Source organism: Streptomyces sp. NPDC093221 (assembly GCF_044753885.1).
Taxonomy (GTDB): domain Bacteria; phylum Actinomycetota; class Actinomycetes; order Streptomycetales; family Streptomycetaceae; genus Actinacidiphila.
Window position 1 is genome coordinate 1,062,257 of the sequence record NZ_JBIVOA010000003.1, and the last position, 12,407, is coordinate 1,074,663.

At 70.9% G+C, this 12,407-nt stretch carries 9 protein-coding genes; all 9 read right to left on the reverse strand.

The features are described from left to right. Positions 1-19: 19 nt before the first annotated feature. Positions 20-1,012, reverse strand: a complete 993-nt coding sequence (locus ACIQCJ_RS16495) for an SPFH domain-containing protein (RefSeq protein WP_402711694.1) — start codon at positions 1,010-1,012, stop codon at positions 20-22. Then, a complete protein-coding gene (locus ACIQCJ_RS16500) occupies positions 1,009-2,274 on the reverse strand; it encodes a peptidoglycan-binding protein (protein ID WP_402711695.1) in 1,266 nt (421 codons plus the stop codon). The genes ACIQCJ_RS16495 and ACIQCJ_RS16500 overlap by 4 nt, the downstream gene beginning before the upstream one ends. 180 nt (positions 2,275-2,454) lie before the next feature. After that, positions 2,455-3,321, reverse strand: a complete 867-nt coding sequence (locus ACIQCJ_RS16505) for a thioredoxin domain-containing protein (protein ID WP_391048769.1) — start codon at positions 3,319-3,321, stop codon at positions 2,455-2,457. Between the two features lie 43 nt (positions 3,322-3,364). Next, positions 3,365-4,924, reverse strand: a complete 1,560-nt coding sequence (locus tag ACIQCJ_RS16510) for a glycosyltransferase (RefSeq protein WP_402711696.1) — start codon at positions 4,922-4,924, stop codon at positions 3,365-3,367. Continuing rightward, on the reverse strand, positions 4,925-6,430 hold the full coding sequence (locus ACIQCJ_RS16515) for an amino acid permease (RefSeq protein WP_402711697.1): 1,506 nt from the start codon (positions 6,428-6,430) through the stop codon (positions 4,925-4,927). A gap of 219 nt (positions 6,431-6,649) precedes the next feature. After that, a complete protein-coding gene (gene dxs, locus ACIQCJ_RS16520; RefSeq protein ID WP_355338639.1) occupies positions 6,650-8,575 on the reverse strand; it encodes a 1-deoxy-D-xylulose-5-phosphate synthase in 1,926 nt (641 codons plus the stop codon). 304 nt (positions 8,576-8,879) lie between these two features. Continuing rightward, on the reverse strand, positions 8,880-10,187 hold the full coding sequence (locus ACIQCJ_RS16525; protein ID WP_355338636.1) for an ABC transporter permease subunit: 1,308 nt from the start codon (positions 10,185-10,187) through the stop codon (positions 8,880-8,882). Then, the gene (locus ACIQCJ_RS16530) at positions 10,184-10,972 is read right to left on the reverse strand and encodes an ATP-binding cassette domain-containing protein (protein ID WP_188282659.1); all 789 of its coding nucleotides are present in this window, start codon (positions 10,970-10,972) and stop codon (positions 10,184-10,186) included. The genes ACIQCJ_RS16525 and ACIQCJ_RS16530 overlap by 4 nt, the downstream gene beginning before the upstream one ends. A gap of 230 nt (positions 10,973-11,202) precedes the next feature. Continuing rightward, a complete protein-coding gene (locus ACIQCJ_RS16535) occupies positions 11,203-12,285 on the reverse strand; it encodes a substrate-binding domain-containing protein (RefSeq protein ID WP_355338632.1) in 1,083 nt (360 codons plus the stop codon). Positions 12,286-12,407 lie beyond the last annotated feature (122 nt).

Below are 12,407 nucleotides of genomic sequence, written 5' to 3' on the forward strand. Positions count from 1 at the left end.
ACGCGGGTCCCGGCGCGGCTCACTTCTTCGGCACGGTCGTGCACAGCGCCACCGTCAGGTCCCGTACCAGCGCCTTGCGTTCGTAGTCGTCGAGCTGGACGAGGCCGCGCTCGGTGATGCCGCGGACGGTCTCGGCGACGGTGGCCAGGACGTCGTCGAGTACGGCTCTGCGGTGTTTGGCGTCCAGCGCGGCGATCTGGGCGCGCCGCATGGCCGCGGCGACCTCGGGGGCGTAGTCGAGGCGGACCGGGGTGGCCGAGAAGACCTCGATGCCGACCGGGCGCTGGTCGGCGGCGATCAGCTTGGTGAGGTGGTCGCCGAGCCGTTCGCTGTCGCGCAGGGTGGGCGCGGCGCCCCGGAAGCCGTCGGCCGGGTGCCGGGAGACGGCCAGCGCGACGGCGGCCTCGACCTGCTCGCGCAGGAAGAGGTTGTGGTCGTCGACGGCGAAGGCCGCCTTGGCGGTGTCCCTGACCCGCCACACCAGCAGGACGCTGAGCTGGAGCGGGGTGCCGTTGGCGTCGACCGCGTCGATCGGGCGGCTGCGCCAGTGCCGCAGGGACACGTCGAGCCTGCGGCGGGTGAGCAGCGGGCTGATCCAGAGCAGGCCGGTACGGCGGACCGTGCCGCGGTAGGAGCCGTGCCGGGTGAGCACCCAGACGCTGCCGTTGCGGCCTCTGGTGAGGCCGCCCGCGGCGAAGGCGGCGACCGCGGCGAGCAGCAGGACGCCGCTCCACAGGCCGCTGGCGGAGCCGCCGCCGGGCGGGGGCGGCAGCAGGGGGCGGCCGGCCACGTCGGCGGGCAGGACGCCGGCGCGCCACAGCAGCCAGCAGACGCCGACGGTCGCGGCGAGCACGACGGCGGTCGCGGTCCAGCCGGGCAGGCAGGGCCCCGGCCGTTCGACGAGCTCCGGCGGGGCGGCGGGGGCGGGGTGGACTTCGGTGCCGCCGCTGTGGGCGGCCGGGCGGGTCTGCTCCGGCAGCCCCGTCCCGGCGGCGGTGGAAGATGTCGTCACGTGAACAGTCGTCTCCAGGTCTCGGGGCCGGGGTAGCCGTCCGCGTCGCGCCCGGTCCAGCCCAGGGACCGCTGGAACGCCTCGACATTGCGCCGGTCTGCCTCGCCCCATGTACGGCTGGGGCCCACCGTGTAGTTCTTGCCGAAGCCCTTGGCGACGAGCCGTTTGCCGAGGGCGAGTACCGAGTCGTTGGTCTGGCCGGGCCGGAAGGCGCCCGCGCCGGGGTAGGCCGGGACCTTGGCGGGGGTGCCGCCGGAGGCCCGCGGGGCGCCGGAGATGTCGCGGCCCTTGTCCTGGACGAGGTACGACCAGGTCGTGGGGCCGGGCAGCCCGTCCGCGTCGCTGCCCGACCAGCCCTGGGCGCGCTGGAAGGCGCTGGTCGCGCCGCGGTCGGACTCGCTCCACTTCGGTCCGGGACCGACCTTGTAGTACGAGCTGGCGCCGCGGCCGACCAGCATGGTGCCGAGCCGGGTGACGTTGGCGTTGTCGGCGCCGGGGCCGAAGGCGGACGTGCCGGGGAAGGCCGTGGAACCCGACGACGACCCACCGGACCCCGATCCCGAACTGCTGCCACCCGCCAGATACTTGTACCGGTAGGGAATGTATTTCCCGGAATTGGACCAGTATGCGTACGGCGTGGTCTGGACCCGGGTGGCCGGGACCGTCTGCTCGTAGCCGGTGTACGCGGTGTGCGCGTCGTCCACCCAGCCGTCGAAGATGACCGTGTGCGACCCGTGTTCGGGGTCGGCGGCGTTGTGGAAGAGCAGGATGTCACCGGGCATCAGCTCGTCCTTGGTGATCCGGACGCCGTAGCCGGCCAGACTGCCGGTCCAGGCGCTGCTGCCCAGACCCCAGGCCATGGAGACGAAGCCCGAGCAGTCCTGCCGGTACCCGTCCTTCCAGTACGCGGTCATGCTGTACGGCACCTTGGCGTCCGCCCAGGTGCGGGCGCGCTGGATGATCTGGTCGCGGGTGAGCCGCAGGGGGGTGGCGGCCGGGACCGTGGCGGGGGCGGCGGCGAGCGCGGCGTGGCCCGTGGTGAAGGCGGTGGCCTCCGACGGCACGGGCACGGCGGCGACCGCTCCGGCGGCGCTGCCCAGCGCGGTGCCCGCGGCGGCGGCCACGACCACCACACGGGTCGTCGCGCCGGTGGCCGGTCCACCGGTGTCGCGCGCCATCGAGTCGGTGAGGCGCCGTCGGGCGCACTCCTCGCAACCGCAGGCGGGCAGCGGTTCGACGTCATCGAACACCGGTATGGACATGCGCACCACTCCTCCGTGATCGGGTGTCACATGCCTTCAGTACCCGATTTCGCCTAAAAGTTGACGAAATCTGACATACCGATGATTCAAGGGCACGAAACACCCGACCGCGGGGAGCGGCGGGACAGCGGAGCTACCGCGGTGCGGACGACGGAGCGGCCGGAGAAATCCGACAGTCCGTCAGCCCAGCAGCGCGGGCGTGTCCGACGGCGTGGCCTGCACCGCGATCACGCGCTTGGCCTCGGCGAGCACCATCTTGCGCAGCTTCTGCGGGGTCAGCGTGGAGTGCACGTCCTTGACCGGCGTGCCGTTGATCTCCACCACCGGGATCGAGCCGAGGTCGGACTTCGCGAAGTCGTTCTGCGACTGCTGCACCCAGCCGTTGTGGTCGCCCTGCTCCAGGCACGGCTCGAAGGTGCTGAGCTTGATCTTCCCGGCCTTGACGGCCAGTTCCTTCAGGAAGTTCAGGTGGGTCAGCGTGTCGCTCTTGGGGTCCGGCTGGTGCTTCCAGACCTCCTTCATGAACTGCGTGAAGCGGCTCTGGTCCTGCGCGCACGCCGCCGCGTTGGCCGCGGTCTTGGAGCCCTCGCCGCCGTACTGCTGGTCGGAGGCGGTCACCAGGCGGTACTGGAGCTCCGCCTGGCCGGTCGTCAGCAACTGCGTCAGCGTGGCCTGGTACTCGTCGGCGAACGCCTTGGAGTCGGGGCTGCGCAGGTCCACGAAGATCGTGACCGTGACCGGCACGGACGGCCGCACCGGCAGGCCGAGCTTGGGGCCCGTGGGGGCGGCGCTGGGGCTGGGCGACGCGGTGTCCACCGGGCCCGTGGGCACGATGGGCGCGGCGATGACGCCCGAGGGCTCGCGCACCTTGTCGTCCTTGGTGCTGCGTACGTGCTGGCCGATCAGCGCGGACCCGCCGAAGACCACCACGATCGCGGTCGTGCCGACCGCGTAGGGCCGTACCCGGTCCAGGAGGGACTTGCGCTTGGGCTTGCTCCCCCCGTCCTTCGCACGGTCCTGGTTCCCGGGTCCCTTGGACTCCGTCATGACAACGCCACCTCGATATTGCCGCACCAGCTCTCGCGCCTTTTTACCATCGCCCCCATGCGCCACGTCCAGCCGGTCCCCCATGGGCGCCGCCGCGCCCGGCCGGTCCTGCGGCCTCGCGCGCCCAGACGACCGCGCCGTCGACCCTCGCCACCCGCCGGTAGCCGGAACCCAGCAGGTCACGCAGGGTCGGCGTGCGCGAGATCGCGTACGGGTCGCCGCGGGAGTCGTCGACCACCAGCGCGGGCGGGTGCGCGGAGAATTCCGCGCCGAAGGCACGCCAGGCGCCGGGGACCGCGTACCGCTCCCCCACCCGGACCCCGCCGCGCCCGCCGCTGAAGTTGGTGAGGAAGCCCGCGGTCAGATAGCGGCTGGCGGGCCGCCGGTCGGCGAACCAGTACGTCTCGGGGTGTATGCCCCACACCAGGACGCGGTCGTCGGGCGCGGTGTGCGCGCGGACCGCGGCGGCGACGGCGACCGCGTGGTCCAGCTCGCGGCTCGGCGCGGCCAGGTCCCAGACCAGGAATCCGGCGCAGGCCAGGACCGTCCAGCAGGTGACGGCGGCGCGCAGCCGGGGCAGCGCGCGGACGGCGGCCACGCCGATCAGCACCAGCGGGGGCACCATCTGGAGGAAGTAGTGGCCGTAGAACTGGAAGCCGGAGACCACGGCGACCCCGGAGGCGGCCAGCCACACCCACAGGTCGGCGGGGACCGGGCGGCGGCGCAGCGCCCAGGCGGCACCCGCGGCCAGCAGCATTCCGGCGGCGGCCACCGCCAGGACGCTGGCGCCGCCCGCCGCCCGGCTCAGCCCGGTCAGCCAGGCGCCGCGCGGCGAGACGTACTCGGCGGAGCCGGTGACCGTCCAGAACAGGAAGCGGCCGGGTCCGGTCAGCAGGGCCACCGCGCCGACCGGCAGCGCGAAGCCGAGGCAGAGCCGCAGCGCGCCCGCGAGCGCCGGGGCGCGTCCGGCCCGCGCCGCCCGCCACAGCGTCCAGGCCACCGGGAGCAGCATCACCGCGCCGGTCTGCTTGGTCAGGGCCGCGCCCGCCACGGCCACGCCCGCCAGTCCCCAGCGGGAGCGGTCGGCGCACCAGACGGCGGCGGCGGTCCACGGGAGTATGAAGACCTCGAAGGTGGCCGCCAGGGTGTCCTCGGGCGCGAGGCCGACCGACAGCAGCAGATATCCCGCGCCCGCCGCCGCCCCCGACCGGTCGCCCCAGCGGCGGCGGGCGACCGCGGCCAGCAGCAGCGCGGTCGCCAGGTGCGCCAGCAGCGCGGCCGTGCGCGGCGGCCACAGCGAGCCGTCGCCGAAGACCGCGAAGAGCCCCTGGTACAGCCATGGCAGCAGCGGCGGCTTGCGGTCGACCACCGTGTCGTACAGCACCCCGCCGTGCGCCAGCAGCCGCGCCTGGACGGCCAGATAGCCCTCGTCGGGATTCCACACCGGGCGGGCGAAGGACGGCAGGCGCAGCAGGACGGTGAGCGCCGCGAGCAGCGCGGCCAGCCGCGACCAGTAGCGCCGGTCGCGGCGGCCGGGGGCACCCGCGGGTACGGCCACCGGTACGGCCGGCCGCGCCGCCAGTACCGCGCTCGTCGGCTGCACTTAGCGCCCGCGGCCCAGCCTGCTGTGGGAGCGGCCGTAGCCGAAGTAGATGACGAAGCCGATCACCATCCATACGGCGAACCGGAGCCAGGTCTCCACGCTGAGGTTGAGCATCAGCCACAGGGACGCGCACACCGAGGCCACCGGCAGGACGGGCACCCAGGGGGCGCGGAAGGCGCGCGGCAGGTCGGGGCGCGTGTGGCGGAGCACGACGACGCCGATGGCGACGACGACGAACGCGAAGAGCGTCCCGACGTTGACCATCTCCTCCAGTTCGCCGACGGTGAAGAATCCGGCGATCAGCGCGACGATCACGCCGAGCAGCACCGTGGTGCGGTAGGGGGTGCCGAACTTCGGGTGCACCTGGGAGAAGGCGCGCGGCAGCAGCCCGTCGCGGCTCATCGCGAAGAACACCCGGGTCTGGCCCATCAGCAGGATCATCACCACGGAGGTCAGGCCGACGGCCGCGCCGAAGCTGATCAGGCCGGACCAGAAGGGCGCGCCGACCGACTTGAAGGCGGACGCCAGCGGCGCGGTGGTGTCCAGGTCCGAGTACTTCTGCATGCCGGTGACGACGAGCGAGACCGCCACGTACAGCACGGTGCAGATCACCAGCGAGCCGAGGATGCCGCGCGGCATGTCCCGCTGCGGCTTCTTGGTCTCCTCGGCGGCGGTGGCGACGATGTCGAAGCCGATGAAGGCGAAGAAGACCACGGCGGCGGCGGAGAAGATGCCCATCACGCCGAACGAGGACGGGGTGAAGCCGAAGATCATCTGCACCAGCGGCGCGTGCAGGTCGGAGCCGCTGCCGGTGTTGGCCTTCGACGCCGGGAGGAACGGGTGGTAGTTGCTGCCGGTGATGAAGAAGAGCCCGGCGAAGATCACCAGCAGCACCACGGTCACCTTGACGGCGACGATCAGCGTCGTGACCCGCGCGGACAGCTTCATTCCGGCCATCACGATGCCGGTGAGCACCAGCACCAGCACCGCGGCCAGCAGGTCGAAGCCGAAGCCGCCGCCGTCGTGGGTGAGGACCTTGGGGATGTCGATGCCGAAGTGCGACAGCAGATTGGCCATGTAGCCGGACCAGCCGCCCGCCACCACGCCCGCGCCCAGCGCCAGTTCGAGGATCAGGTCCCAGCCGATGATCCAGGCGGGCAGTTCGCCGATGGAGGCGTAGCTGAAGGTGTACGCCGATCCGGCCACCGGCACGGTCGAGGCGAACTCGGCGTAGCAGAGCCCGGCCAGGCCGCAGACGATCGCGGAGACGATGAAGGCGAGCGCGACGGCGGGCCCCGCGTAGTCCTTGGCGACCGAGCCGGTGACCACGAAGATGCCGGTGCCGACGATGACGCCGACCCCGTAGACGATCAGGTCGAGCGCGGACAGCTCCTTGCGCAGGCCGTGTTCCGGCTCCTCGGTGTCCGCGATCGACTGTTCGATGCTCTTGGTGCGGAACACCCCCCGGGGTCGGGGGGCCGTGTCGTCACGCGTGTCGGTGTCCACCGTCACACCTCCAGATCGTCCGGCGGCCGGTCGGTTCGGCCGGTCGATTCCGTCGGTCGGCAGCCGCTACTGCGTTACTGCACTCCGGAGGTCCGTCTCACCCGAATAGGCGCGCCTACGCGTACGCCGATGGAAGAGGGGGTCCACCCGTATGGGTGGACCCCCGCGTCGTACGGGTGCGCCGCCGTGTCCCCGGCGAGGGGCGGGCGGGCGGTGGGATCAGTCGCGGGCGATCTCGCGCGCGTGGTCCGCGTCGTCCGCGAAGCGGCCGTCGATGGTGGCGACCAGGCCGGTCACCTGGCGGGCGATGTCCGGTGCGGTGAGCCCGATGTCGGCCATCACGTCCTTGCGCGATCCGTGGTCGAGGAAGCGCTGCGGGATGCCGAAGTCGCGCAGCGGCACGTCCACCTCCGCGTCGCGCAGCGCCTGCGCGACGGCGGAACCGACGCCGCCCACCCGCCCGTTGTCCTCGACGGTGACCACGACGCGGTGCTTGGCGGCCAGGCCGGGCAGCGCCTCGTCCACCGGCTTGACCCAGCGCGGGTCGACCACGGTGGTGGTGATGCCCTGCGCGTCCAGCAGCCCGGCGATCTCCAGGCACATCGGCGCGAGGGCGCCGACCGAGACCAGCAGGACGTCGGGGCGCTCGCCCTCGGACGGCTCGCGCAGCACGTCCATGCCGCCGATCCGGCCGACGGCGGCGACGGCCGGGCCGACCGCGCCCTTGGAGTAGCGCACCACGGTCGGCGCGTCGTCCACCGCGACGGCCTCGCGGAGCTGGGCGCGTACCTGGTCGGCGTCGCGCGGGGCGGCGATCCGCAGTCCCGGCACGACCTGGAGGATGGACATGTCCCACATGCCGTTGTGCGAGGCGCCGTCGCTGCCGGTGACGCCCGCCCGGTCCAGGACGAAGGTGACACCGCACTTGTGCAGGGCCACGTCCATCAGGACCTGGTCGAAGGCGCGGTTGAGGAAGGTCGCGTAGACCGCGAAGACCGGGTGCAGTCCGCCGGTGGCCAGACCCGCGGCCGAGGTCGCGCCGTGCTGTTCCGCGATGCCGACGTCGTAGACGCGGTCGGGGAACGCCTTGGCGAACTTCTCCAGGCCGACCGGCTGGAGCATCGCGGCGGTGATGGCGACGATGTCGTCGCGCTCCTTGCCGAGCGCGACCATCTCGTCACCGAAGACGGACGTCCAGTCGGCGCCCGCGGCGGCGACCGGCAGACCGGTGTCGGGGTGGATCGGGCCGATGCCGTGGAAGCGGTCGGCCTCGTCCTGCTCGGCGGGCTTGTAGCCGCGGCCCTTCTCGGTGATGCAGTGCACGATGACCGGGCCGCCGAACCGCTTGGCGCGCAGCAGCGCGGACTCCAGCGCCTCCACGTCGTGGCCGTCGATCGGGCCGACGTACTTCAGGCCGAGGTCCTCGAACATGCCCTGCGGGGCGATGAAGTCCTTCAGGCCCTTCTTCGCGCCGTGCAGCGTCTCGTAGAGCGGCTGGCCGATCAGCGGGGTGCGCTCCAGGAGGTCCTTGGTACGGGACAGGAAGCGCTCGTAGCCGTCGGTGGTGCGCAGGGTCGCCAGGTGGTCCGCGAGGCCGCCGATGGTGGGCGCGTAGGACCGCTCGTTGTCGTTGACGACGATGATCAGCGGGCGGTCCTGGGCGGCGGCGATGTTGTTCAGCGCCTCCCAGGCCATGCCGCCGGTGAGCGCGCCGTCGCCGATCACGGCGACCACGTGGTCGGTGCGGCCCAGCACCTCGTTGGCCTTGGCGAGACCGTCGGCCCAGCCGAGGACGGTGGAGGCGTGGCTGTTCTCGATCACGTCGTGCTCGGACTCGGCGCGCGACGGGTAGCCGGACAGGCCGCCCTTGCTCTTGAGCTTCGCGAAGTCCTTGCGTCCGGTGAGCAGTTTGTGCACGTACGCCTGGTGGCCGGTGTCGAAGAGGATCCGGTCGACGGGCGAGTGGAAGGTGCGGTGCAGGGCGATGGTCAGCTCGACCACACCGAGGTTGGGGCCGAGGTGCCCGCCGGTCTTGGACACCGCGTCGACGAGGAAGGCACGGATCTCGCCCGCCAGCTCCACGAGCTGCTGCTGGCTGAGCCGGTCGAGGTCGCGCGGTCCGTTGATACGGGTCAGCACTGCCACCCGTTCCTCCCTCTGCTGCCTGTCGGTACCTGTCGGCACCTGTCGAAGGTCTGTCCCACGGTTTTGCCGACGTGGACGCCGACACGGCCGGATCGCTTCGATACGGCCGATCCGACGAGTCTAATCTTCCGGTTCCAAGGCTGTCGGCCGCCCTGTGCGATGTATGTCACGGCACGGCAACGGCGAACCGCCGGGCGGACCTGGATTTCCAGGTCCGCCCGGCGGTTCGAGGTGCTGCCGCGGTGCGCGTGTCCGCCCGCGTTGTTACGAGCCGTTACGCGCGCCGCCGTCGTACGCGGTGCCGCTACGCGCGGCCGGAGGTCTTCTGCGTACGGCGCGAGACCGAGTCGATGACCACGGCGGCGAGCAGAACGGCGCCGGTGATCATGTACTGGATCGAGGTGTTCATGTTGAGCAGGTCGAGTCCGGTCTGGATGGACTGGATGACCAGCATGCCGAGCAGCGCCGACCAGACGTTGCCGCGACCGCCGAAGAGGCTGGTGCCGCCGATGACCGCGGCGGCGATCGCCAGCATCAGCAGGTTGCCGGTACCGGCGGCGAGCGTCGCGGTGTAGGTCTGGGCGGCCAGGAAGAGACCGCCGATGGCGGCGAAGCCGCCGGAGATCGCGAAGACCGCGATCCGGATCAACGCCACGTTGATACCGGCGCGGCGGGCGGCCTCGATGCTGCCGCCGACCGCGAAGACCTTGCGGCCGAAGGGCGTGCGGCGAAGGACGAAGTCGCAGATCACCAGGGCGACCAGGAAGATCACCAGGGCGTTCGGCACACCGGCGGACTTGTTGAGCACGTACGCGGCCACGTAGGCCACGACGGCCAGGGCGACGGTGCGCAGCGCGATCTCGCTGGTGGGGCGGAACGGGACGCCCGCCTTGCGGCGGCGGGTCTGCTCGATCAGCGAACCGGCGAGCAGCGCGACGACACCGACGGTCGCCAGGATGTAGGCGCCGGCGATGTCCTGGTCCATGAAGAAGGAGCGCTGGCCCAGGATGTGCATCGGGCCCTTGTCCTGGATGGACAGCGAGCCGGTGGAGCCGAGCAGCCACAGCATCAGGCCGTTCCAGCCGAGGTTGCCCGCGAGGGTGACCACGAAGGCGGGGACGCCGATCTTGGCGAAGAAGAAGCCGTGGATCGCGCCGATGCCGATGCCGGTGAGGACCGTGAGGATCATCGCCAGCCACATGTTCATGCCGTGTGTGGTGGAGAAGATCGCGAAGATCGCGGCCGACAGACCGCTGACCGAGGCGACCGACAGGTCGATCTCACCGAGCAGCAGCACGAAGACCAGGCCGACCGCGATCATGCCGGTGGCGGCCAGGAAGTAGCTGATGTTGACCATGTTGGTCGAGCTGAGGAACAGGCTGTCCTTCAGCTGGAACACGGTCCAGATGATGATCAGGCCGACGATGACGGGCAGCGAGCCCAGTTCACCGCCCTTGAGCTTGCGCTTGAACTCGGTGATGTAGCCCTTGAAGCCCTCTTGGCGGACCAGCAGCCGGGGGTCGATGACCTCGACCGCGGCCGGGGCCATTTCGTCGACCGGAGCGGCCGGCGGCTCCTCGTCGGCCTTCGACAGGGTGGTCTTGTCGCTCACTTCGCCGCCTCCACATTGCGCGACTGACGGCGGGTCACGGCGTTGTCCGTGGCTCCGGTGATGGCCGCGATGATCTGCTCGTTCGTGGTGCCCTTGACCGGGAAGGACCCGTTGTTCCTGCCCAGGCGCAGCACGTGGACGGTGTCCGCGACCGCCGTCACGTCAGCCATGTTGTGGCTGATCAGAATCACGCCGAGGCCGCGCTCGCGCAGCCGCTCGACCAGGTCGAGGACCTGGGCGGTCTGCTCGACGCCGAGGGCGGCGGTGGGCTCGTCGAGGATGACGACCTTGGGCTCGCCGATCAGGGCGCGGGCGATGGCCACGACCTGCCGCTGACCGCCGGAGAGGCTGGCGATCGGGATCCGCACGCTGGGGATCCGGATGGACAGCGTGTTGAGCAGCTCGCGCGCACGCCTTTCCATCGTGACCTCGTCGAGCACTCCGACCCGGAGGATCTCCCGTCCGAGATAGAGGTTGCCGACCACGTCGAGGTTGTCGCAGAGCGCGAGGTCCTGGTACGTGGTGGCGATGCCGAGGCTCTGGGCGTCCTGCGGCCGGTTGATGCTGACCGCCTTGCCCTCCCATTCGATGACGCCTTCGTCGATGGGGTGCACACCGGCGATCGTCTTGACCAGTGTGGACTTACCGGCTCCGTTGTCGCCCACCAGGGCGACAACCTCTCCGGCGTGGACCTCCAACTCGACATCGGTGAGGGCCTGAACCGCACCGAATCGCTTGGAGACTCCGCGCAACGCCAGCACGGGCGTAGCGGACACGTGAACCATCTCCTTCGCCGCCTGACCGGCGGGGATGCCGCGTACTGGGGGGACAGCCGCGGGGGACGTGCAATAAAGCACTGGGATGACATCAGTCAACGGGGAACGGGCTCATACCCCTTCCCCGAACGCTCTACCCCGGAAGCGTTTCCGTCCGGTGCCCCGCCCCGGCAGCGGGGTGGAATGGTGGGGGCGGGGCACCGGACAGGTCTTTCGGGGGCGGGCCGAGGCCCTGGGTACTACTGGATGCCCGCGTCCTTGCACGCCTGGGCGAACTCAGCGGTGCAGATCTGGGCCACGGTGTACAGCTTGTCCTTGATGACCGTGTCCTTGATGTTCTCCTTGGTCACCGCGACGGCGCCGATGAGGTGGGCGGGGACCGTCTGGCCCGAGCCGCTCTTGGCGGTGGTGTCGGCGACGTCCTTGAAGTCCTTGCCCTCGAGCAGCGCGACCGCGATCTGGGCGGTGGCGTCGGCCTCCGGCTGGTACGCCTTGTAGATCGTCGCGGCCTGGGTGCCCGCGAGGATCCGCTGGATGCCGGGCAGTTCGGCGTCCTGGCCGGTCAGCGGCGGGTTGATGCCGGCGCCCTTGAGGGCGGTGGCGATACCGCCGGCCATGCCGTCGTTGGCCGAGTAGACGCCCTTGATGTTGGCCTTGCCGAGCTGGGTGATCGCCGCGGTGACCTTCTGGTTGGCGACGGTGTCCTTCCACAGACCCGACTGCTCGTAGGCGATGTTCACCTTGCCGTCGAGGATCTTGTGGGCGCCGGCCTTGAAGGAGGCGGCGTTCGGGTCGGCCGGGTCGCCGTCGATCATGACGATCTTCGAGGTCGGCTTGGCGTCGGCGCCCATGGCGTTGAGCAGCGCCTGGCCCTGGAGCTCGCCGATCTTCTCGTTGTCGTAGGAGACGTAGGCCGAGACCGGGCCCTGCGCGAGGCGGTCGTACGCGACGACCTTGATGCCCTTGTCGACCGCGGCCTGGACCGAGGACTGGATGCCGACCGAGTCCTGCGCGTCCAGGATGAGAACCTTGACGCCCTTGGCGATCATGCTGCTGACCTGCTGCGCCTGCTTGGCGGGGTCACCGGCGGCGTTGGCGTAGTCGACCTTGCAGTCGGAGCACAGCTCCTTGACCTTCGCCTCGATCAGGGGCCGGTCGAACTTCTCGTACCGGGTGGTCGCGTTCTCCGGGAGCAGCAGGCCGATGGTCTTGTCCTTGCTGCTGTCGGACGACTTGTCGCCCGCCTTGCCACAAGCGGCCATCGTGAGCGCGATCGAAACAGCGACCGTCCCGACGGCGATTCGACGCGTCATTGCGTTCATGTGAGGTTGCCTCCCTGACAGGGCCGCAACACCGCGGCCGAGGTGCTCGTGAGTCAACTCCGGCTGACGCCATGCCGTCAAGAAGTAAACACTTAACGAGATGGCAACGACCCGTTTCGTTA